The sequence below is a fragment of the Mesorhizobium sp. M1D.F.Ca.ET.043.01.1.1 genome (genome assembly GCF_003952385.1).
Lineage (GTDB): Bacteria > Pseudomonadota > Alphaproteobacteria > Rhizobiales > Rhizobiaceae > Mesorhizobium.
Window position 1 is genome coordinate 6,196,291 of record NZ_CP034444.1, and the last position, 21,708, is coordinate 6,217,998.

16 protein-coding genes and 1 pseudogene are annotated in these 21,708 nt (G+C 64.2%); 10 read left to right on the forward strand and 7 right to left on the reverse strand.

Annotated features, from left to right (window positions below):
- Positions 1-130 precede the first annotated feature (130 nt).
- Positions 131-1,705, forward strand: a complete 1,575-nt coding sequence (locus EJ067_RS29665) for a trimethylamine methyltransferase family protein (RefSeq protein WP_126088688.1) — start codon at positions 131-133, stop codon at positions 1,703-1,705.
- A 212-nt stretch (positions 1,706-1,917) separates the two neighbouring features.
- On the opposite strand, the gene EJ067_RS29670 is transcribed toward EJ067_RS29665, so the two are convergent.
- A complete protein-coding gene (locus EJ067_RS29670; protein WP_126063820.1) occupies positions 1,918-2,874 on the reverse strand; it encodes an IS481 family transposase in 957 nt (318 codons plus the stop codon).
- Between the two features lie 87 nt (positions 2,875-2,961).
- Between EJ067_RS29670 and EJ067_RS29675 the strand changes: the two are divergent.
- From EJ067_RS29675 to EJ067_RS29695, 5 genes and pseudogenes are all read left to right on the forward strand, one after another.
- Positions 2,962-3,525: pseudogene (locus EJ067_RS29675) on the forward strand (4Fe-4S dicluster domain-containing protein); the annotation flags it as partial.
- A 103-nt stretch (positions 3,526-3,628) separates the two neighbouring features.
- Complete coding sequence (locus tag EJ067_RS29680; RefSeq protein ID WP_126088689.1) at positions 3,629-4,360, forward strand: dienelactone hydrolase family protein; 732 nt, start codon at positions 3,629-3,631, stop codon at positions 4,358-4,360.
- Between the two features lie 199 nt (positions 4,361-4,559).
- Positions 4,560-5,123 carry an RNA polymerase sigma factor gene (locus tag EJ067_RS29685; protein WP_126088690.1) on the forward strand — a complete coding sequence of 188 codons (564 nt, stop codon included), beginning with the start codon at positions 4,560-4,562 and terminating at the stop codon, positions 5,121-5,123.
- A gap of 2 nt (positions 5,124-5,125) precedes the next feature.
- Positions 5,126-7,273, forward strand: coding sequence for a VWA domain-containing protein (locus tag EJ067_RS29690; protein WP_126088691.1), 2,148 nt, complete (start codon positions 5,126-5,128; stop codon positions 7,271-7,273).
- A gap of 136 nt (positions 7,274-7,409) precedes the next feature.
- On the forward strand, positions 7,410-7,694 hold the full coding sequence (locus tag EJ067_RS29695) for a hypothetical protein (RefSeq protein ID WP_245468083.1): 285 nt from the start codon (positions 7,410-7,412) through the stop codon (positions 7,692-7,694).
- An 11-nt stretch (positions 7,695-7,705) separates the two neighbouring features.
- On the opposite strand, the gene bmt is transcribed toward EJ067_RS29695, so the two are convergent.
- Positions 7,706-8,728 carry a betaine--homocysteine S-methyltransferase gene (gene bmt / locus EJ067_RS29700; RefSeq protein WP_126088692.1) on the reverse strand — a complete coding sequence of 341 codons (1,023 nt, stop codon included), beginning with the start codon at positions 8,726-8,728 and terminating at the stop codon, positions 7,706-7,708.
- 188 nt (positions 8,729-8,916) lie between these two features.
- Positions 8,917-9,774, reverse strand: a complete 858-nt coding sequence (locus EJ067_RS29705) for a helix-turn-helix transcriptional regulator (RefSeq protein WP_126088693.1) — start codon at positions 9,772-9,774, stop codon at positions 8,917-8,919.
- Between the two features lie 228 nt (positions 9,775-10,002).
- On the opposite strand from EJ067_RS29705, the gene EJ067_RS29710 reads away from it, so the two are divergent.
- Positions 10,003-11,013 carry a fatty acid desaturase gene (locus tag EJ067_RS29710; protein ID WP_126088694.1) on the forward strand — a complete coding sequence of 337 codons (1,011 nt, stop codon included), beginning with the start codon at positions 10,003-10,005 and terminating at the stop codon, positions 11,011-11,013.
- 75 nt (positions 11,014-11,088) lie between these two features.
- Entirely contained in the window at positions 11,089-11,934 is an 846-nt protein-coding gene (locus tag EJ067_RS29715) for a PhnD/SsuA/transferrin family substrate-binding protein (RefSeq protein WP_126088695.1), read from the forward strand.
- Here the strand turns inward: EJ067_RS29715 and EJ067_RS29720 are convergent.
- The 4 genes from EJ067_RS29720 to EJ067_RS29735 all read right to left on the reverse strand — a co-directional run bounded on the left by EJ067_RS29720 (position 11,896) and on the right by EJ067_RS29735 (position 19,187).
- Positions 11,896-13,242: a Xaa-Pro peptidase family protein gene (locus EJ067_RS29720; RefSeq protein WP_126088696.1), complete on the reverse strand. Its 1,347-nt coding sequence runs from the start codon at positions 13,240-13,242 to the stop codon at positions 11,896-11,898. The genes EJ067_RS29715 and EJ067_RS29720 overlap by 39 nt on opposite strands.
- A gap of 15 nt (positions 13,243-13,257) precedes the next feature.
- The gene (locus EJ067_RS29725; protein ID WP_245468084.1) at positions 13,258-14,775 is read right to left on the reverse strand and encodes a glycosyltransferase family 39 protein; all 1,518 of its coding nucleotides are present in this window, start codon (positions 14,773-14,775) and stop codon (positions 13,258-13,260) included.
- Positions 14,776-14,857: 82 nt separating this feature from the next.
- The gene (locus tag EJ067_RS29730) at positions 14,858-17,428 is read right to left on the reverse strand and encodes an FAD-dependent oxidoreductase (RefSeq protein WP_126088698.1); all 2,571 of its coding nucleotides are present in this window, start codon (positions 17,426-17,428) and stop codon (positions 14,858-14,860) included.
- A 181-nt stretch (positions 17,429-17,609) separates the two neighbouring features.
- Positions 17,610-19,187 (reverse strand): trimethylamine methyltransferase family protein, encoded by a 1,578-nt coding sequence (locus EJ067_RS29735; RefSeq protein ID WP_126088699.1) that lies wholly within the window; start codon positions 19,185-19,187, stop codon positions 17,610-17,612.
- A gap of 219 nt (positions 19,188-19,406) precedes the next feature.
- Here EJ067_RS29735 and EJ067_RS29740 point away from each other — a divergent pair, with 219 nt between their 5' ends.
- Positions 19,407-21,527 (forward strand): prolyl oligopeptidase family protein, encoded by a 2,121-nt coding sequence (locus EJ067_RS29740; RefSeq protein ID WP_126088700.1) that lies wholly within the window; start codon positions 19,407-19,409, stop codon positions 21,525-21,527.
- A 39-nt stretch (positions 21,528-21,566) separates the two neighbouring features.
- On the forward strand, positions 21,567-21,689 hold the full coding sequence (locus EJ067_RS29745; RefSeq protein WP_126088701.1) for a capsid protein: 123 nt from the start codon (positions 21,567-21,569) through the stop codon (positions 21,687-21,689).
- The last annotated feature ends 19 nt before the right edge of the window (positions 21,690-21,708 follow it).

The following is a 21,708-nucleotide window of genomic DNA, read 5'->3' on the forward strand; positions in this document are numbered from 1 at the left end:
TGTCGATTTTGCGACAGCCGTTGGCGCTCACGGGCCGTTTCGAATAGGGTGCATGGCTACGATCCGGCGAGAAGCAGCGGTATGCGGCCGCGAGCGAATTCATTCAGCACGGTTTCAGGGAAGAACGATCATGAGCGAGAACGCGGCAGTCGAGCAGGAGCCGACAGGCGGACGGCGCGGACGCGGCGCAAGCAGCGGCGCGGCGGCGCGGCGTGCGGCGCGCTCGGGCGGCGGGCCGGGCACCCAGCTCACCTACATCAAGCGCAAGATCAACGTCTATGAGGTCCTCAATGAGGAAGGCCTGGCGCTGATCGAGAAGAACACCGACACGGTGCTGGAAGAGATCGGCATCATCTTCCGCGACGACGCCGAGGCGCTGGCGCTCTGGAAGGAAGCCGGCGCCGACGTCAAGGGCGAGCGCGTGCATTTCCCCAAAGGACTCTGCCGCTCGCTGCTCAAGACCGCGCCTTCGATCTACACCCAGCATGCGCGCAATCCGGAGCGCTCTGTGCAGATCGGCGGCAATGCGACTGTCTTCGCCCCGGTCTACGGCCCGCCCTTCGTGCGCGATCTCGACGGCAATCGCCGCTACGCCACGATCGAGGATTTCCAGAATTTCGTGAAGCTCGCCTATATGGCGCCGTCGATCCACCATTCCGGCGGCACGGTGTGCGAGCCGGTCGACGTGCCGGTCAACAAGCGCCATCTCGACATGGTCTACTCGCACATCCGTTATTCGGACAAACCGTTCATGGGCTCGGTCACCGCGCCGGAGCGCGCGGAAGACACGGTGGCGATGGCCAAGCTCGTGTTCGGCGACGATTTCGTCGAGAACAACACGGTGCTGACCAGCCTGATCAACGCCAACTCGCCGATGGTGTTCGACGAAACGATGCTCGGCGCGCTGAAAGTCTATTCGCGCCACCACCAGGCCTGCATCGTCACGCCGTTCATCCTGGCCGGCGCGATGAGCCCGGTGACGGTCGCCGGCACGCTGACACAGGTGCTCGCCGAAGTGCTGGCCGGCGCCTCGTTCACGCAGCTCATCCGCCCCGGCGCGCCGGTGCTGTTCGGCACCTTCGCCTCGTCGATTTCGATGCAGTCGGGCGCGCCGACCTTCGGCACGCCGGAGCCGTCACTGGTCTCCTATGGCGCGGCGCAGCTTGCCCGTCGCCTCGGCTTGCCGTTCCGCACCGGCGGCTCGCTCTGCGCCTCGAAGATCCCGGACGCGCAGGCGGCCTATGAGAGCGCCAACACGCTGAACTCGACGATCCTTGCCGGCGCCAATTTCGTGCTGCATTCGGCCGGCTGGCTCGAGGGCGGTCTCGCCTCCTGCTATGAAAAATTCATGATGGACATCGACCAGCTCGGCATGCAGCAGAAATTCGCAGAGGGCGTCGACCTGTCCGAAAACGGCCAGGCGATGGATGCCATCCGTCAGGTCGGTCCGGGCAGCCATTATCTTGGCTGCGACCACACGCAGGCGAATTTCCAGACGGCCTTCTACCGCTCCAACATCGCCGACAACAATTCCTACGAGCAGTGGCTGGCCGAGGGTGAGAAGACCGCGCCGCAGCGCGCCAACGAGCTTGCCCGCCGCTGGCTGGAAAGCTACGAGGCGCCGCATCTCGATCCGGCGATCGACGAGGCGCTGAAGGACTTCATCGCCAAGAAGAAAGCCTCGATGGCCGACGCCTTCACTTGAAAGGAGCCCGAGTCAGGCCGGGCTAAAGTCGCCAACATCATCCACAAGGAAGTCTGGCGGAGCGCGTTCTCCGACCCGGACCGGAAGGGATGATTCTTTCGCGCGGCACGACTGATGGGGTCGCGGCCGCGCTTGCCGCCCATGGCCTGATCCTTCGTGGCGGCTTCCGTTTCGCCGGCGATGAAGCCGTGCCTGCGGGGCTTTCGGGTGCGCTAGCTGTGGAGCCTCAACAGGTTGTCCTCGGTTAGAGCGAGGCGACTGATAGGTGTTTTGGACTTTAGGCTCCCGTGGGGACGGTGCCAATTGTATCTGTGCAGCCAGACCGGCAACTCTGCGGCGCGGTGATCTGAAGTCGGATAAGCGATGGCATAAGCCCATTCGCGCAGTGCTGTCTGGATGAAGCGCTCGGCCTTGCCATTGGTCTTGGGTGTATAGGGTCTTGTCCTGACGTGCTTGAGGCCGAGATCGCGGCAGGCCTTGGCGAAGGCCTTTGATCTGTAGCAGGAGCCGTTGTCGGTCATGACGCGGGCTATCGTGACGCCGAGGCTGGCGTAGTAGGCCACCGCCGCCTTGAGGAAGGCGATGGCGCTTTCTTTTTTCTCGTCGGGCAGGATCTGCGAGAAGGCGATGCGGGAGGCGTCGTCGATGCAGACATGGACGAACTCCCAACTGCTGCCGCGCGAGCTGGCATTGCCGGTGCGCTTGCCGGTAATGCGATGACCGATGCGCTCGAAACGACCGAGCTTCTTGATATCGATATGGATCATCTCGCCAGGATGCTCGCGCTCGTAGCGTCGGATCGGCTCGGCCGGTTCGATATCCCGCAACCGCGACAGTCCGGCACGCTTGAGAACCCGGCTAACGGTGGCGGGCGAGACGCCGACCTCATGGGCGATGTGCTTGCCGGTCCAACGTTGCCGCCGCAGCGCCATGATGCGCTCGGCGATCAACGCAGCGGTGGCCTGCGGCATATGGGCGGGCCGCGAGGAACGGTCGATCATGCCGGCCCGCCCTTCGGACTTGTAGCGCTCGACCCAGCGCGCCACGATCTTGGCCGACACGCCGTAGACACGCGCCGCATGGGCTTTGGAGAAAGCGCCTTCTATCACCGACAGCGCCATCTCCTCTCGACGCAGCGGTGTGAGACGGGCATTCTTATGGATGTTCATTCGGATCCTCCGATGGATGCTGAAGCGTGGTAACTCCAGTCTCCTCGGTCCGGTCCGAATGGACAACCTCCCGAAAGCTCACAGCTAGCCAAGTCCGCCCTCCTGGTCGGGCAGGCAGGCGCGGCACCCTGGCCGCATTTCCAGCGCTGGCTCGAGGGCCAGCCGCAGCCCATCGCCAATCCACTCGACACCTGGTCACGCGAGGCGATCGGCGCCGTGGCCGAGGAATTCGGCGCCCGCGCGGTATCACCCTCCGACCGGCCCTATCTGCCGTTCCAGCAATGGGCGATGCGGGCGGAAGGGCTGAGGCCATCGCCGCTCGGCATCCTCATGCATCCAACGTTTGGGCTTTGGCATGCCTATCGTGGGGCCTTGTTGTTCGAGCAGGAGATTTTCCTCCCCGAACCTGAGGAAACGATGCATCTCTGCGACACATGCGCCGAAAAACCCTGCGTGAAATCCTGTCCGGTCGATGCCTATTCCGAGCAGGGTTTTGCCCATGACGCCTGCCTTGGCCATGTGCGTGGCGCCAGAGGCGGGCCTTGCCGCACCGGCGGCTGCCTCGACCGCAATGCCTGTCCGTATGGCACGGACTATCGCTATCCGCCGGAGGTTCAGGCCTTTCACATGGCGGCGTTTGCGCGCCTGTAGGATCGGGGCCGTCCACACGAAACCTTGAACGGCGGGCTCCGGGATTGTCTTGCCGGCGCAGACGATGCCGATATCTATCGCGCGACAGCCGACGGAGAGCATCATGGCGAAGCAAGAGATCGAGATCAAAACCCAGGACGGCACAGCGAAGGCGCGGCTGTTTCGTCCAGCCTCACCCGCCAGGGCCGGCGTTATCCTCTACATGGACATTTTCGGTCCGCGCCCGGCTCTCGACGAGATCGCCGAGCGCCTGGCGGGGCATGACTATGCCGTGCTGGTGCCCGACTTGTTCTACCGCAGCGCGCCCTACGGGCCATTCGACCCCAAGACCGCTTTTGGCGGGGAAAGGACGAAGGCTGAACTGACGGCGTTGAGAAATGCGACGACGCAGGACATGACGATCAGTGACGGCGAGGCCTTCCTCGATGCCCTGGCGGCGGATGGTTTTGTCGGACCTGTCGGCGTCGTCGGCTATTGCATGGGCGGCGCGCGGGCGTTGAACGCTGCGGCGGCTTATCCCGGCCGCATCGCCGCCGCAGCGAGCTTCCATGGCGGCAATCTGGCAAGCGACGCGCCCGACAGTCCACACCTCAAAGCGGCGTCGATCAAGGCGCGCGTCTATGTCGGCGTCGCCGGCGTCGACGGCAGCTTTCCGCCGGAGCAGTCGGCGCGGCTGGCCGAGGCCTTGCGCGTGGCGGAGGTCGACCACGTGATCGAGAACTATGTCGGCATGGCGCATGGCTGGTGCGTGCCGGACCATGGCGTCTTCGACAAAGCCGGCGCCGAGCGGCACTGGAAGCGGCTGACCACGTTCTTCGGTGAGACCCTCGGATAGGTTTCGCCCGCGCGGCGCGGCGAAGCCTCGGCCCAGCGCAGGCCGCGCCGCCCTTCGGGCGTTTGTCATGCGAAAGGCCAAGCACTTGGCTTTTCGCCCCGCTGCGTGGGCCATTCCCGTGAACAGGAGGAAAGCAGCGCCCCAAAAAAATCTTTCCATCGCCCCAAGGATTGGCCATTAGCCTTCGTCCAACGGGCAAATGACGGCGATGATGCTGGACGACAGCGAAGCCTCCGATGCCGACTTGATCGGGCGGGCGAGGGGCGGAGACAGGGGGGCTTTCGGCAAACTGCTCGAAAGGCACTATGGCTTCGTCTATCGCGCCGCCTATCGCTGGTGCGGCCGCAAGGCCGATGCGGAGGACATAGCCCAGGACGTCTGCGTGCGGCTCGGCCGGGCGATCCGCGACTATCAGGGCAACGGCGCCTTCACGACATGGCTCTACGCCATGACGCTTAACGCGGCGCGCGATATGATTCGCAAGCGGGCGCGCGACACCGCCAAGACCGAAGCCTTTGGCACCTACACGCTGATTGCGGGGGAGGGCTCGGGGGAAGCTCATGACCCGGCCGAGGCGCTGTGGGCGGCGGTGCGGATGCTGCCGGACAAGCAGCGCGACGCGGTGCTGCTGGTCTATGGCGAAGGGCTGAGCCATGCCGCGGCGGCGGAGGTGATGGCAATCTCGGAGACGACGGTTTCCTGGCACATCCATGAAGCGAAGAAACGGCTGAAGCTGCTCATGCGTTCAACCGGGGAAGTGTGACCATGGTCGACGACAACGAACTCGAAAGGCTGCGCGACATCGCGGTGCCGGCGCCGGACGGCGAGGCGAAAGCCCGCGCGTTCGCTGCTGCGATGAGCGCCTTCGAGGCCCAAGAAAAAATTTCGACCGCCTCCCAAGGAACCGCGGCAGGCCTTCGTCTCACGGAGCGAGCAAGAAAGCTCTGGAGAGAGATCATGCAACGGAAACTCATTGCCACGCCGGCCATCACCGCTCTGGTCGCGCTGCCTATCGCCGGATATGCCGCTTTCGAGATGTTGAAGGAGCAGCCGCCTGCCATCGGCGGCAACGACAAGATCACCGAGACGCTGGCCGACAAGCCGGTGGCGCAGAAGCCCGCGGCCAACAGGCTGGCGAACAACGAGCCGCTGGCGGCTGCGCCCGCCAAGGAGAAGAAGACCGACGCCGAAAGTGAGGGTCGTCTCAAGGATGAGGCGGAGATCGCGCCGGCGGCGCCGCCGAAGCCGGCCACCGAAGTCGACAACCTGGGCAATCAGGAAACGACGCCCGAGGCGGCGCCTTCGCCGGCGCCGGCTGGGACAGCTGGCGACAAAGCTGCGGCGAGCGACGGGGTGGTTCGAATGGGCTTTTCGGCCCCGGGTGATGCAGCGAAGTTGAGACGCGCGCCTGGTGCCGTCGCCGATTCCAAGCTGATGGTGCAGCCCGCGCCGATGCCGTCCGACCAAATGCAGCCGCAGGAGGAAAACCGCGACCGCATCGAGACCTTCAAGACCAATCCGGTGCACCAAGCCGCCCAGGATCCGGTCTCGACTTTCTCGATCGATGTCGACACGGCGTCCTATTCCTTCGTGCGGCGCTCGCTGAAGGAAGGCGCTCTGCCCGACCCGGACACGGTCCGCGTCGAGGAGATGATCAACTACTTCCCCTATGACTGGAAGGGTCCGGATTCGGCCGCGACGCCGTTCAACTCGACCGTCACCGTCATGCCTACGCCCTGGAACGAGCGCACCAAGCTGATGCATGTCGCGATCAAGGGTTTCGACGTGAAGCCGGCCGCGGCGCCCAAGGCCAACCTGGTGTTCCTGATCGACGTGTCGGGCTCGATGGACGAGCCGGACAAGCTGCCGCTCTTGAAGTCCGCCTTCCGGCTGCTGGTTAGCAAGCTGAAGCCCGACGACACCGTTTCCATCGTCACCTATGCCGGCAATGCCGGCACGGTGCTGATGCCGACGAAGGCTGCGGAAAAGCAGAAGATCCTTTCGGCCATCGACAATCTGGAGCCTGGTGGATCGACGGCCGGCGAGGCGGGCATCAAGGAAGCCTACAAGCTTGCGCAGCAGTCCTTCGTCAAGGACGGCGTCAACCGCGTGATGCTGGCCACGGACGGCGACTTCAACGTCGGCCAGACCGATGACGATGACCTCAAGCACCTGATCGAGAAGGAGCGCAAGACCGGAGTGTTCCTCTCGGTGTTCGGTTTCGGCCGCGGCAATCTCAACGATCAGATGATGCAGACCATCGCGCAGAACGGCAACGGCACGGCGGCCTATATCGACACGCTTGCCGAGGCCGAGAAGGTGCTGGTCGAGGACGCATCCTCGACGCTGTTCACCATCGCCAAGGACGTCAAGATCCAGGTCGAGTTCAACCCGGCGAACGTCTCGGAATACCGCTTGGTTGGCTACGAGACCCGCGCCTTGAAGCGTGAGGATTTCAACAACGACCGCGTCGATGCCGGCGATATCGGCTCCGGCCATTCGGTGTCGGCGATCTACGAGATCACGCCCAAGGGCAGCGGCGCCGAGCAGGTCGATCCGCTGCGTTACGGCCAGGCGAAGGTCGACAATGGCGGCGTCGCCAATGCGGACGAATATGCCTTCGTCAAGATCCGCTACAAGCTGCCGAACGAGGATGTCTCGAAGCTGATCACCACGCCGGTGACCGCCGCCAACGAGGTGCGGTCCTTCGACGAGGCAGGAAGCGACCAGCGGTTCTCGGTCGCGGTCGCGGCCTTCGGGCAGAAGCTGCGCGACGAGGATCAGACGGCCAATTTCGGCTACGACCGGATCCTGGAGATCGCCAACGCCGCCCGCGGCGCCGATCCGTTCGGCTACAGGGCCGAATTCTTGTCGCTGGTGCGGCTTGCCTCGTCGCTGGGAACCAACAAATAGGACGTGCGGCGTCTTTTGAGCAAAGGGCCGGCGTGGAAAACCGCCGGCCTTTTTCCGATCGTTAAATTGCGTGGCTTTTCCGGAACTTCATCGCAATGCCCTCCTGTTAGTCAAAGCTGATAGACGGCTTGAGGGGATGGAATTGCATATCACCGGGAACGTGGCTTCGACCGCGGGAAATCTTCAGGCGCGAGCACCGTCCCCTCCGTCGGCTGAATCCGCGCGTATCAGGAACGATGTCGACGCGGCCCGCAACACGGCGCTCTCGGCGCTGAACAACGACCGCTTCCGCGTAATGCTGGAACAGATCAGCGACCCGCGCGCGTCGGGCGCGTTGATGACGCTGAGTGCTGACAGCAACAACAGCGCCGCTACCGACCTCAATACAGCGCTGTCGCGTTACGCCGAGAACAGCGAGTAAGCAGCACAATTTCAGGCGCGGCTGCGCCGGCGCTCGCGACGACCTTCACCGGCCTCGGCCGAACCGGCCGAGGCGATCTTGTTGCGCATCGGACCGATGCGCTCGACGATCGTCTCGACGGTCGGACGCGCCGACTTTTTATGCGCGTCGAGCGCCTTGCGCATCGCGGCGAGGTGGGCGAACGAGGTGCCGCAGCAGCCGCCGACGATTTTCGCGCCGGCGTCGACCGCCAGCCGGACATAGTCGGCCATCAGCTCGGGCGTGCCGGAATAGTGGATCTCGCTGCCGCGGAATTCCGGAATGCCGCAATTGCCCTTGACGATCACGGTGGCCTCCGGCTTCGCGTCGGTCATGTCGAGCAGCGAGGCCAGGATGTCGGCGGCACCGACGCCGCAATTGGCACCGACGCCGAGCGGCGCCTGCGACAGCCCGTCGGCGACGCCGTGGATGTCCTTCGGCAGCAGCCCCATCATGGTGCGGCCGGCGGTGTCGAAGGAGCCGGTGTAGGTGTAGGGCAGGCCGACGCGGATCGCCGCTTCGGCCGCGGCGCGGATCTCGTCCGGCGCCGACATGGTCTCGATCCAGGCGACTTCGGCGCCGCCGGCCTTCAAGCCTTCGATCTGCTCGGCAAAGGCATCGACCGCGTCCTCATAGGTCATGGCGCCGAGCGGCACCAGCAACTCGCCGGTCGGGCCGACCGAGCCGGCGACAATCACCTTGCGGCCGGCCTTGTCGGCGACGGAGCGGGCGATTTCGGCGGCGCGCTTGTTGAGCTCGTAAACGCGGTCCTGCGCATGATGCAGCTTCAGCCGGTGCCGGGTGCCGCCGAAGGAATTGGTCAGGATGATGTCGGCGCCGGCATCGACGAAATTCTGATGCAGGCTGGCGATGGTGGCAGGCGCTGTCTCGTTGAGCAGCTCGGGCGCTTCACCGGCCTCGAGGCCCATGGCGAACAAATTCGTGCCGGTGGCGCCGTCAGCCAAAAGCACGCCTTTTTCGGCAAGCAATGCGTCGATCGGATTGGTCGCGGTCATGGCTTTGGCTTTCGTATCCTGAATTCGGATAACGATATAAAGAAGTCTTTATGTCCCGTCAATGAATTTGCGGTCGCGACGGTGTACCGGATAACCGCCTTTCCGGCCTGAGAGTGATCTTGACCTCGATGCAGGGGCCGCCGTTGGTCAGATGCTGACCGCAAGGCACGACGACGATGATGAAACGTTCAGACGGAGACTGAAGGGAAGGACATGCCGGCCAACCTTTGCGTGAAGCTCGCCGCCTCATGCGCGTTGATGTCGGCGGCGCGGATCAGATTGTCGAAATGGCTGGTCAGGGTGCGGACCGGCTGGGTGGCGTTCAGCACCAGATACATGTCGCCGACGTAGATCGCGGCGCGGTAGGGACCGAAGATCGTGTAGGGGATCGAATAGCGCATGCGGCCGTCATAAAGGAACAGTCGGAAGGTCGGGTAAAGGTCGTCGAGCAGCGTTGCCATGTGCAGCAATTGCTTGCGGCGCTCGGCTTCCGGGAAACGATCCCAGACGCCGAGACCGCGCGCGAAGATCTCCAGCGTATGACGCGGCATGCAGACCTCCATATCGGTCTCGGGCCGCCTGTTGTAGTCGATACGGTATTGCGTTTCGCCGGCCTGCGCCTCGCGGCTCTTGTTGGCAATGCCGGCCTCGTACTCGACCAGCGCCTCGGTGCGCAGGAGGTCCGGAATGCCCGCAGGCACGTAGCGGATCTTGGTGCCGGCCGCCTCGGCGTGCCATTTGGCGAGCAGCGTGCGGTCGAAGCCGTCGGGCGCCTCCTCGATCTCCAGGCTCTCGCGGATCTCGCCGGTGACGCCTTCGTCCTGGCTCAGGCCCAGCAGCCAGTCGAGCGACACCTTGAACTCGGCGGCGATGTTGAGAAGCGTCTCGGCGCGGGGCAGGCGGGTCGAGGCGCCGGACAGCAGCTGCGACAGCGCCGATCGGTCGATGCCGACGGCGGTCGCGAAGGCCGACTGGTTCAAGTCGGAGCGTGTCAGTAGCAATTTCAGACGCTCCCGGAAGATCGTCGACAGATCTCGCTTATCCATCACGCCACTCCTGTGCCGAGGAGGAAAAATTTGCGCCGGGGCCTTTCTGACGACTGCTCAGGCGCAAATGAATCCCCAGGTTTGTTTACAAAGTATAACATCTGCAGCTAAAAATGCGCATTCGCAACAGTTTGTGCGCTTTGTCGCGTTGCGACAACGGCGGGCTCCTGACACAATGTTGTCAGGAATCAAACTGGTTCCGGCGACTGGAGGGCAGTGGTCGATAGCATGACTGGCATAAGCAAGAGACGCAGCAGCACACCGGCCGTGGAATGGCCGACGGTATTCCTCACACTCTTCTGCTATGGCGCCTGGCTCGCCACCGGCTTCCTGCTTTGGCCTTCCCATCCCCTGCTGGCGCTCGCCATCCTCGCCCTGATACTGGCCCTGCAATCCTCGCTGATGCACGAAGTGCTGCACGGGCACCCGACCCGCAACGCCAGGATCAATGAAGCCTTCGTCTTCCTGCCGATCGGCCTGGTCTGGCCGTTCCGCCGCTTCAAGGCGATCCATCTTCGCCATCATGCCGACGAGCGGCTGACCGATCCGCTGGACGATCCGGAAAGCTATTATCAGGCGCTCTGGATGCATGCGGAAATGCCGCCGGCAATGAAGTTCCTGCTCAAGATCAACAACACCATGGTCGGCCGTTTGATCCTCGGCCCGTGGCTGTCGTCGATCGGCTTCTTCATCGACGATGCCAGGCAGATGGCCGCGGGTGACAAGGCGATCCGCAAGGGCTGGCTGCTGCATGCCGTCGGCCTCGCCGTGGTCGTGCCGATCGTGACCTTCGGCTTCGGCATCCCGCTCTGGCTCTACATTCTGGTGCCGGTGTGGCTCGGCCAGTCGCTGATCTCGGTGCGCACCTATGCCGAGCACCAATGGTCGGAGCATCCGGAAGGCCGCACGATCATCGTCGAGCGGTCGCCGCTCTCCTACCTGTTCCTCAACAACAACCTGCATTTCGTGCACCACAAGAGCCCGACGGTTGCCTGGTACAGATTGCCGAAGATGTTTCGCGATCGCCGCGAAGAATGGCTGCGGATGAACAACGGCTATGTCTATCCGAATTACTTCGCGCTGATCAAATCCTTTGCCTTCAAGGCCAAGGAACCGGTAGTGCATCCGGTGCTGCGCCGCGCGCCCGAACCCGGCCGCGCCTTCAAGCCGCGCATCAGAGCGCGTAATGTGAACGGACTTGGAACGGCTCCCGTGCCGGCTGAGCCGCCCAAGGAATAATTCGACTTTCCGCGACTGTTTTTTCGCCGCGGGACGCAGGCACCGACGGTAGCCTGTTTCTGAAAGCTGTTCGTTATGAGCAAATTGGTTGCGGCCTTGCCGATGTATGACTGGCCCGAGGCGCGTGGCGAGGTCGACGCGCAATGGGCGCGGCTTCGCGATGCGTTCCGGCAGAAGGGCATCGATGCGCCGGAGAAAATGGTGCGCAGCAATCGCGACCTGCCGCCGGTACCCGACGGCATCCGCGACGGCGCAGGAAAGCTGATCGCCCCCGACCCGGCGACATTGCCGCCGGACGAGTTCGATTTTCGCCAACTGTGGCTGAGCCCTGCGCTGCTTTTCGGGCAAACCTGCTGGGGGCCGATGGAACTCGGCTTGGCCCGGCATGTGCAGGTGGTTGCCCAGCCTGACTACGACGGATTCGAGGGCGGGCAGGGCGAGCTCTATTCCAGCGCGCTAGTGATGTTTTCGGATGGCGGCCCATCGGTCACGTCGCCCGCGGATGGCAATGCGGTCATCCCGCTCGGTCTCATGCGCGGCAAGCGCTTCGTCTTCAACAATCCGGATTCGATGTCCGGGCTGCTCGGGCTGACGCGCGACCTGCAGGCGATCGGCGAAAGTCTCGACATCTTCGGCTCGCGCAGCGAGAGCGGCGGCCACCGGTCGTCGATCGTAGCCGTCGCCGAGGGCAGGGCCGACATCGCCGCCATCGACTGCCAGAGCTGGGCATTGGCACGGCGTTTCGAGTCTGCGGCGCGGCACGTGAAGGTGGTCGGCTGGACAGCAAGGCGGAAAGGGCTGCCGTTCATCACCGCCAGGACGACGCCGGCGAGCACCATCGACGCGATGCGCGAAGCGATCGCCGGGCTCGGGCCGGGCGGCTCAGTTGCCCAGCAATCTTTCGTCCAGCGGGTAGGCTGAGAGCTTTTCGTTGCCGGTATCGGTGATCAGGATCTGCTCCTCGATCTTGACGCCTTCGCGTCCGCCCAACCGGCCGATATAGCTTTCCACGCACAGCACCATTCCGGGTTCGAGCACGCCGTCGGGTGTGTCGTCCGTCCAGTCACTGGCATGCGGCAGCGTCGGATACTCGTCCGCCAGTCCGACGCCGTGGTAGAGCACGCCGTAGCGCGCCGGGAAACAGTCACCGGGCGGCACCGCCGAGCGCTCGACGAGATCGAGGAAGGAGATGCCCGGCCGCATCAGGCTGGTGTTGTGGGCGATCTGGTCGGCGGCGATGCGGAACAGGTCGCGCTGCTCGTTCGACGGTCGGCCGTCGCCGCAGAGCCAGGTGCGCGAAAGATCGGCGCAGAAGCCGTAGGGGCCGATGAGGTCGGTGTCGAAGGCGACGAGATCGCCGTCCTCGATGACGCGCGATGAGCATTCCTGGAACCAGGGATTGGTGCGCGGACCCGATGACAGAAGCCGGGTCTCGATCCATTCGCCGCCGCGGGCGATGTTGCCGCGATGGAGTTCCGCCCACAGTTCGTTTTCGGAGATGCCCGGCTTCAGCGCCGCCTCCATCTCGCCCATCGCCGCCTCGCAGGCGACGATGGCGCGGCGCATGGCAAGGATCTCGTCGGGCGACTTGATGAGGCGCGCATTCTCCATCACCGCCTCGCCATTGCCGACGGTGATGCCGCGGCGGGCGAGCTCGTCGACGCCTTCCGGATTGATGTGATCGACGGCGATGCGGCGATTGCCGCCACCGTGCTCGGCAAGGAGCTCGGCGATGCCGGCCGCCCAGCGGCGGACTTTTTTGTCGGTCAGCTCGCCGCTGTAGAGATATATCCACGACACCGCCGGCCGCACCTCGTCGACGACGCCAGCGTGGTCCGATAGATGCTCGCAGGAGAAATAGTCGAACAGCACCACCGGACCGTCTGTCGCCACGAAACAGTGGCGTGTCGGATTGTGTGCGACCCAGGGCTGCATGTTGGTCGAATCCGTCGCGTAGCGGATGTTGACCGGGTCGTAGAGCAGGGCGCCGGCATAGTCGCGGCGCGCGAGCTCGGCGCGAATGCGTTCGAGCCGGTATTTGCGCATGGCAGGCAGGTCGGGAGCGGCAATGCCTGCCGTCGCCCATTCGGCTTCGGCCTGCACGCCATAGCCCAGCACATGCTGGTTGAGCGCGGCAGCCTTCTCGCGGGAAGCCGCGCGCAGGGCTTCGACCGAGCCCGGTTCGAACGGCATGATCTTGCGATGACGGCCGAAGCGAAGTTTTTCCATGCGGCCTCCCGGGCGCTACTGCGCCGCGATCTTGTGAAGTCTCGTGATCGTGACCTGGCGGGTCGTGGGCTTGTTCGCCAGCAGCTCAGGCACCGCGATGCTGCGATGGACAGTGTCCATCACATAGCCGGCCGTGGCGATCCTGTCGAAAATGACCGAAGCTGGTTCTTCGTCGTCCGCCAGGACAAGCACCGCTGGCTCGCGGATCGAACTGGCAAAATCGGGGATCTCGTCGTCGAGCACGACGAGATCGGGATCGACCAGGCGGAGATTGCCGATCCAGAACCAGCTCGACACCACTGTGCCGACCGGCCCGTCGGCCGCCAGCTGACGATGGAGCGAAGCGTAGTCCATCCGCACGATGCTACCGCGATTGTCGCCGCCACGGAGATGCATGTACCAGCTCACCGGCAGCACCAGGATGGCGATCACGGCGCCGACAAAGACGATCGTGGCCTGCGTCTTCCTGCCTCTTTCTCCCATCGTGTCCAGGCGGATGGCAAGGGCAGCCGGCAGCAGCACAAATACAGGAAGCATCCAGCGATCGCGAAACTGCGTGATACCGCCGGCGAGCACCACCGCCAACGTGATCACCACGGCAAAGCCAATCGCGCGCCAGAGCAGTTTTTCGGGCCAGGGTCCGAGACCGGACGATAGTGTGGGTTTCTTGCGTGCCAGGAAAAACGCAACGGCAAAGACCGCCACCGGCAGCCCGGCGAAATTCAGTATTGCGTTGCCGAGGCCAAGAATGCCTCGAGACGCCGTCCTCGCCGCGCTGGCGCCCTCGGCAACGCCTAAGCCGGCGCTGTGCGCCAGCAGATCCCCCAGATGCGTGAGGCTCCAGTAGAATGTCGGCAGGCAGGCAAGGATCGCCACGATCACGCTGATCAGGAAACGACGGTCGAAGATCGCCTCGCGCGTTTCGCGAAGGGACAGAGCTGCAATGAACAGCGAGGCAATGAAGATGACGATGTTGTATTTCGACAGCATCGCCGCTGCCGTGACCAGGCCCAGCAGCGCATAGGCGACCGTGGATCGCCGTTTCTGTACCTCGACCAGCGCCAGGAGCAATAGCGACGAAAAGCAAAAGACGGCGACTGAGTGGGTGAGGGCGTGCTGCATCTCCCACACGATCTGCGGAAAGAGAAGCAGGCCGAACATTGCGGCGGTCGCCGCCCGGTTCGAGTACCCCAGGCGGCGCACCGCGGCGAAGCACGCGATCAGCGCGCCGGCCATCAGGGTGTATTTCACGATCTTCAGCGCAAAGATGCCGGTTCCGACAAGCGATGCGGTGAGGATGCCGAGCCAGGTGTATAGAGGCGGCTGCGAGCTGCCGTAGCCGGCCGCGAGGAAGCGCATCGCCATCAGCTGCTCGGAGTCGTCGACGCCAACACCGGTGCCCGCGACGTGCGACGAGAACGTCATCACCACGATCTGGACAAGGCAATATGCAAGGACGAATGCGACCGCGGCGCTGAAAGGGCCGACCCATTCATCGCAGAGCCAGTCGGTCCATTTCTCTAAGTGCCGCAAAGGGGTCGTCTTCTCATCTGATGCGTTGGTGACCGTTGCTATATAGCCGGCCACCCGCACGATCCAAAAGCGGTACCGGCTCTTATGTGCGCATCTTCTCGCCGCTCGGGTCGAAAGGCGGCTCGACATTGATGCGGGCCGGGCGGCGGTGGCCGAGGATCTCGATCTCGAACAGGCCGGCGCTCTCGTCTTCCGCGAGGGCCGCCGGCACATAGCCCTGCGCCATCGATTTCTGCACGTAGTGCGCATAGCCGCCCGAGGTCACCCAGCCGACGACGCGCCATTCGCCGTCGACAATGCCGCGCACGGCCGAGGCGCCTTCGGCTGCCTTGGAGCCGCGCACTTCCTTGCCGGTCTCATCGAAGCGCGGCGCGCCGTAGCCATGCGGCCTTTCCACCGTGCCGTAGTCCTTGCTGACCTTGGCCCAGATCGGCTCGTCGCCCATCACATCGGCATCCGCCGCATCGACGATGAAGGAGACGCGCCGCAGCTTCGGGCCTTCGGCCTGCTCCTTGGCTGACGCTTCGCGGCCGATGAAGTCGTTCTTCTCCAGCTTGATGAAGCGGTCCATCGAACCTTCGAACGGACCGTAGATCGGGCGCAACTCGCGGAACCAGGTCGGGAAGTTCTTTTCGAGGCGCATCGACAAGAGCGCGCGCATGCCGAAATCGACGAGACCGAATTCCTCGCCGGCTTCCTTGATCGCGAGATAGACAAGGCGCTGATAGGCGGGCGCCATCCAGATCTCGTAGCCGAGGTCGCCGGTATAGGTGATGCGGTTGACCATGCAGGGAGCGCCGCCCACCGCCATCTCCCGGAAATCCATGAAGCGGAAGGCCTTTGTCGAGACGTCGACATCGACCAGCTTCTGCAGCAGGTCGCGCGACTTGGGCCCGGCGATCGACAGGCCGACCAGTGTCTGGTCGAAGCGGTGGATGCGCACCGAGCCATCCGTCGGCAGGTGCTTCTCGAACCAGCGCATGTGATATTTCTGCGCCGCCGACGAGCCCCAGATCATGAAGCGGTCCTCGCCGTTCTTGGCGATGGTGAAGTCGCCGATCAGCTTGCCGAATTCGTTGACCATCGGGGTCAGCACGATGCGGCCAATTTTAGGCATGCGGTTGGTCATCAGCCGGTTGAGGAAATCCTCGGCCGCAGGTCCAGAGACCTCGTATTTGGCGAAGTTGGCGATCTCGGTGACGCCGACCTTCTCGCGGGTGGCGCGCACTTCCTCGCCGATCGGGCCGAAATCGTTCGAACGATGGAAGGAGACGATGTCCCTCGGCTCGGTGCCTTTGGGCGCGAACCAGAGCGGGGTTTCGAGGCCCCATGAGTCGCCCATGACGGCGTTGTTGGCGAGCATGGTGTCGTAGAGCGGCGTCGTCTGCGCCGGCCGGGCGGCAGGCAGTTCCTCGTTCGGGAAGCGGATCGAGAAGCGGCGCGAGTAGTTCTCGCGGACCTTGGCGTTGGTGTAGCGCAGCGTGGCCCATTCGCCGAAGCGGGCGACATCCATGCCCCAGACGTCGAAGCCCGGATCGCCGTGGACCATCCAGTTGGACAGGGCGAGGCCGACGCCGCCGCCCTGGCTGAAGCCGGCCATGACGGCGCAGGCGCACCAGAAATTGGTCAGGCCCTGCACGGGACCAACCAGCGGATTGCCGTCGAGCGCGAAAGTGAAGGGGCCGTTGATGACCTGCTTGATGCCGGCCTTCTCGATGCCGGGGAAATGCTTGAAGCCGATCTCCAGCGACGGCGCGATGCGGTCGATGTCGGGCTGCAGCAGTTCATGGCCGAAATCCCACGGCGTGTTGACGGGCGACCACGGCTTGCAGGCCTTTTCATAAGTGCCGAGCAGGATGCCGTTGCGCTCCTGACGGGTGTAGATCTCGCCCTTGAAATCGAGCACGCCGATCATCTCGCGGCCGGTCGACTTGTTGAATTCCTCGACCTCCGGCATCGGCTCGGTGAGCAGGTACATATGCTCCATCGCCAGCACCGGCAGCTCGACGCCGACCATGCGGCCGATCTCGCGCGCCCACAGGCCGCCGCAGTTGACGACATGCTCGGCGTGGACCGTGCCCTGCTCGGCGACGACGTTCCAGGTGCCGTCGGGCTGCTGCGTCAGGTCGACGACGCGGTTGCGCAACACGATCTCGGCGCCGAGTTTTTTCGCTGCCTTGGAATAGGCAATGGTCGTGCCTGAGGGATCAAGATGGCCTTCGACCGGGTCCCACATGGCGCCGACGAAATTCTTCTCGTCCATCAGCGGGAACATCGCTTTTGCTTCGGACGGTGTGATCAGTTCAGTGTCCATGCCGAGGTAACGGCCCTTGGCGTGGGCGAGGCGCAAGAAGTCCATGCGCTCCGGCGTATCGGCCATCATCACGCCGCCGGTCAGATGCAGCGAGCAGGACTGGCCGGAAAGCTCCTCGATCTCCTTGTAGAGCTGGACGGTATAAGCCTGCAGCTTGGCAACGTTCGGATCGCCGTTCAGCGTGTGGAAGCCCCCCGCCGCGTGCCAGGACGAGCCGGAGGTCAATTCCGAACGCTCGATCAGCATAATGTCGGTCCAGCCGGCTTTGGCCAGATGATAGAGCACCGAGCAGCCCACGACGCCGCCACCGATGACAACCGCTTTCACATGAGATTTCATACAGATAGGTCCGTTTTTGTAGGGGCCGAATTGAGTGAGCGGGATCTTCCCTGCGGAGGGAGAGGAAAGGTGTCGGCTGGGATCGATTCGCGCCTTTCCTCTCCCCCGTCGATCGGCGGAGAGGTGTCGAGCGAAGCTTGACGGAGTGGGGGTCGACTACGCATCAAACCAATATTGACGACTAAAAATCCGTCGGCGCGCCGCCTTCGGCGCGGCGCTTGTCGACGAAATCGTTGAGCTCCTCGCGGATGGCCGGATCCATATAGGGCTCCTCGTAGGCGGCAAGACGTTCCTTCCAGACCTTGTTGGTCCGTTCCAGCGCCGTCGGCGAGCCGGCTTCGGCCCAGGTCTCGAAATTGCGCCAGTCGGAAACGATCGGCGAGTAGAAGGCGGTCTTGTAGCGTTCCTGCGTGTGCTGGGTGCCGAAGAAATGGCCGCCCGGGCCGACCGACTGGATGGCGTTGAAGCCGAGCGCATCCTCGGAGAGGTCGAGCGGGGTGAGGAACTCGGCCACCATCTGCAGGAGGTCGATGTCGAGGATGGTCTTTTCGTAGGAGCAGCGCAGGCCGCCTTCCAGCCAGCCGGCGCCGTGCATCATCAGATTGCCGCCGCCCTGTATGGCGCCCCAGAGCGAGAAGACGCTCTCGTAGGCGGCCTGCGCGTCGACAGTGTTGGCGGCGCAGGTGTTGGAGGTGCGATAGGGGATGCTATAGCGGCGGGCGAGCTGGCCGCCGACGAGCTGCGCCTTCATGTATTCAGGCGTGCCGAAGGCCGGCGCGCCGGATTTCATGTCGACGTTGGAGGTGAAGCCGCCATAGCCGACCGGCGCGCCCTTCTTCACCATCTGCGCGAAGGCGATGCCGGACAGCGCCTCGGCATTCTGCTGCACCAGCGCGCCGGCGATGGTGACGGGGGCCATGGCGCCTGAGAGCGTGAATGGGGTCACGATCACGACCTGGCCCATGCTCGCCATCTGGATAATGCCTTCCATCATCGGCACGTCGAGCTTGAGCGGCGAATTGGTGTTGATGATGGTGAAGACCGACGGCTCCTGCATCAGCTGCTCGCGGCTGACGCCGCGGGCGATGCGGGCGATCTCGATGCCATCGACATTGCGCTCCTTGCCGAGCGAATAGATGTGAAAGACCTTGTCGGTCAGCGTGGCGAGGTCGCGGATGCATTCGAGGTGCCGGACCGAGGGATGGATGTCGATCGGCTCGACCGGATAGCCGCCGGTGCACTGCAGGATGTTGTGCATCTGGGCCAGGCGCAGGAAGTTGCGATAGTCAGCCTGGTTGCCGGGCCGCCGGCCGCGATCGAGGTCGGAGCAATTGGGCGCCGAGGCCATCATCGACAGGATGACGTTGTTGCCGCCGAAGCGCAGATTATGCGCCGGGTTGCGGGTATGGAGCGTGAATTCCGAGGGGCAGTGCGAAATCAGCTCGAGGATCAGATCGCTGTCGAAGCGCACGCGCTCGCTGCCTTCGCTGACGTCGGCGCCATGCGCCTTCATGATGCGGCGGGCTTCCTCGTGCAGCACGTCGACGCCGATCTCCCTCAGCACCCGCAGCGAGGCGAGATGGATCGATTCCAGCTCGTCGTCGGAAACAAGCCGGGTCGGCGTCAGTGGATTCTTCAACTGCCGGAAAGGCGGCTGCTCGAAGGCAGCCGATCCGCCGGCGCGCTTTCCCGCACGGCCGCCGCGGCGAGCGCGATCTGTTGCCAATGCCGGTTCGGCGGGATGAAGGGCGGCAGTCATGAGAAGCCTCGTGCGAATGCGAAAGTGGCCGGCATAATGGACCGGCGGCAATCTCGCCGGTAAGGAGGCGGCGACCACTAGGGCGAGGGAAGCGACATGACGAAACGGCAGCAGGCTGGCCCTGGTCTGCCAACCAGGTTCGGGCGGCGTCGCTCTTGAATGTTCGTGCCGCGGACGCGATGTAGGCAGGGCCAGCCAGACGACATCCCGGAGAACCGCATGACCAGCACAATGACCAAACCCCAACCCGAGTTGGCGGCCGAGGACCCCTTCGTGTGGCTGGAAGATCGCAACGGCAAGGAAGCGCTCGACTGGGTTCATCGCCAGAATGCGGTGACGGTGGCCGAATTGCAGGGCGATCCCTCCTACCGGGCGGCATTCGAGACCGCGCTCGACCTGATGACGGCCGAGGACAACATCGCGGTCGGGGCGGCGCTTGCCGGCCACGTCTACAATTTCTGGCAGGACAAGACCAATGCGCTGGGCCTCTGGCGCCGGGCGACGGTCGCGTCCTACAAGACCGACAAGCCGGACTGGGAAACGATCATCGATTTCGACCAGCTCTCCGCCAAGGAGGGCGTCAAATGGGTGTTCGGCGGGGCGAGCCGGCTCTATCCGGATTTCGACCGCTGCCTGCTCTACATGTCGCCGGACGGCGGCGACGCCAGCGAGATGCGCGAGTTCGACATCGCGACGAAGTCGTTCGTCGCGGACGGTTTTCGCGCTCCTGCCTCGAAGTCGGGCTTTTCCTGGCTGGACAAGGACACGGTGATCGTCTCGGCGGCGTTCGAGGAAGAAGACAAGACCCAGTCCGGCTATCCGCGCGTGATCAAGCTCTGGCAGCGCGGCACGAAACTGGAAGACGCAACGCCAATCTTCGAGGGCGAGAAGCAGCATCTCGCGGTCGGCGGCGGCGTGGAGTTCGACGGCGACAAGCGGCATGTGCTGCTTGGCAGAACAATCGACTTCTTCACTTCGCACAGCTTCCTGCGGCTGGCCTCGGGCGAGACCAGGCGCGTCCCGCTGCCCGACGACGCCACCGACACGGCGATCTTCAAGGGCCAGCTCGTCTTCGGCGTGCGCAGCTCGTGGACGGCCCCTGACGGCACAAGCTGCCTGCCCGATGGGCTCTACTCGGTGGATTTCGACCGCTGGATCGACACCGGCACGTTCGGACCTTTCGAAACCGTGCTCGAGCCGGCGCACCGCGTCTCCATCGCCGGCCTCGCCAGGACACAGGACCGGCTGTTCATCAACCTGATGGACAATGTGCGCGGCAAGGTCGTCGTTTGCGATCGAACCGAGAATCATTGGTCGCTGAAGCCGGTCGGCCTGCCCGACAACGGCAATGTCGGCATCAGCCATGCCGACCATTTCGGCTCCAGCGTCTCCTTCTCCTTCACCGACTTCCTGACGCCGAGCTCGATCATCTGGTCGGACGATGATGGCGAGACGCTGCAGACGGTGAAATCGCAGCCGGCGCGCTTCGATGCCTCGCCCTATGTTTCCGAGCAGTTCGAGGCGCGCTCGAAGGACGGCACGATGATCCCTTATTTCGTCGTCCGCCGGCGGGATCAGAAAGGGGCGGCGCCGGCGCTGCTCTATGGCTATGGCGGCTTCGAGGTGCCGCTGTTGCCAGGCTATGCCGGCATCCGCGGCAGGCTTTGGCTGGACAAAGGCAACGCCTATGTGCAGGCCAACATCCGCGGCGGCGGCGAATTCGGCCCGGCCTGGCACCAGGCGGCTCTCAAGGGCAAGCGCCAGAAGGCCTTCGACGATTTCGCGGCGGTGGCGGAGGATGTGGTCAAGCGCGGCATCACCACGGCTGCCCAGCTCGGCATCCAGGGCGGGTCGAACGGCGGCCTGCTTACCGGCGTGTCGCTGACGCAGCGGCCGGAGCTGTTCGGCGCCGTCATCATCGACGTGCCCCTGCTCGACATGCTGCGCTACACCGAACTGCCGCCGGGCGCGTCCTGGATCGCGGAATATGGCGACCCGTCGAAGCCGGAGGAGGCAGCCTGGCTCGGCGCTTATTCGCCCTATCAGCATGTGGCGGCGGGGGTCGCCTATCCGCCGGTGCTGCTGATGACCTCGACCGCCGACGACCGTGTCCATCCGGGACATGCGCGCAAGATGGCGGCGCGGCTGCAGGCCGCTGGTCGCGGCAAGACGCTGTTCTTCGAGGAAACCGAAGGCGGCCATGGCGGGCGCGGCGACCGCCGTCCGCAGGCCGCGCAGACGGCAATACGCTATGTCTTTTTGCAGCAGGCGCTGAGCATCGGACCGGAAAGTGGAAGCCGCCTATCGGACAACCCGATGCTCGACCGGAAAACGCGGTGAAGCTTGAATTCGTGGCCGTTGGCGGCTTAAGGTGCCGCCATGGTCCGCATCAGCACATCAGGCGCCTTCGGGGTCGCGGTGACGCCGTCACCGCGCACGCTGCGCGCCGAGCTCTTGCGGCTGTGCGCCCGCATCGGCTATTCGCCGCCTGCCTTCCTCTGACGAATCCGCCCCGGCCGTT

Coding starts and splice junctions, on each gene's coding strand:
- EJ067_RS29695 (WP_245468083.1), top strand. CDS start 7,410: ATGGAATTGCATATCACCGGGAACGTGGCTTCGACCGCGGGAAATCTT.
- bmt (WP_126088692.1), bottom strand. CDS start 8,728: ATGACCGCGACCAATCCGATCGACGCATTGCTTGCCGAAAAAGGCGTG.
- EJ067_RS29735 (WP_126088699.1), bottom strand. CDS start 19,187: ATGACTGCCGCCCTTCATCCCGCCGAACCGGCATTGGCAACAGATCGC.
- EJ067_RS29690 (WP_126088691.1), top strand. CDS start 5,126: ATGGTCGACGACAACGAACTCGAAAGGCTGCGCGACATCGCGGTGCCG.
- EJ067_RS29705 (WP_126088693.1), bottom strand. CDS start 9,774: ATGGATAAGCGAGATCTGTCGACGATCTTCCGGGAGCGTCTGAAATTG.
- EJ067_RS29710 (WP_126088694.1), top strand. CDS start 10,003: ATGACTGGCATAAGCAAGAGACGCAGCAGCACACCGGCCGTGGAATGG.
- EJ067_RS29680 (WP_126088689.1), top strand. CDS start 3,629: ATGGCGAAGCAAGAGATCGAGATCAAAACCCAGGACGGCACAGCGAAG.
- EJ067_RS29745 (WP_126088701.1), top strand. CDS start 21,567: ATGGTCCGCATCAGCACATCAGGCGCCTTCGGGGTCGCGGTGACGCCG.
- EJ067_RS29740 (WP_126088700.1), top strand. CDS start 19,407: ATGACCAGCACAATGACCAAACCCCAACCCGAGTTGGCGGCCGAGGAC.
- EJ067_RS29715 (WP_126088695.1), top strand. CDS start 11,089: ATGAGCAAATTGGTTGCGGCCTTGCCGATGTATGACTGGCCCGAGGCG.
- EJ067_RS29720 (WP_126088696.1), bottom strand. CDS start 13,242: ATGGAAAAACTTCGCTTCGGCCGTCATCGCAAGATCATGCCGTTCGAA.
- EJ067_RS29670 (WP_126063820.1), bottom strand. CDS start 2,874: ATGAACATCCATAAGAATGCCCGTCTCACACCGCTGCGTCGAGAGGAG.
- EJ067_RS29685 (WP_126088690.1), top strand. CDS start 4,560: ATGACGGCGATGATGCTGGACGACAGCGAAGCCTCCGATGCCGACTTG.
- EJ067_RS29730 (WP_126088698.1), bottom strand. CDS start 17,428: ATGAAATCTCATGTGAAAGCGGTTGTCATCGGTGGCGGCGTCGTGGGC.
- EJ067_RS29665 (WP_126088688.1), top strand. CDS start 131: ATGAGCGAGAACGCGGCAGTCGAGCAGGAGCCGACAGGCGGACGGCGC.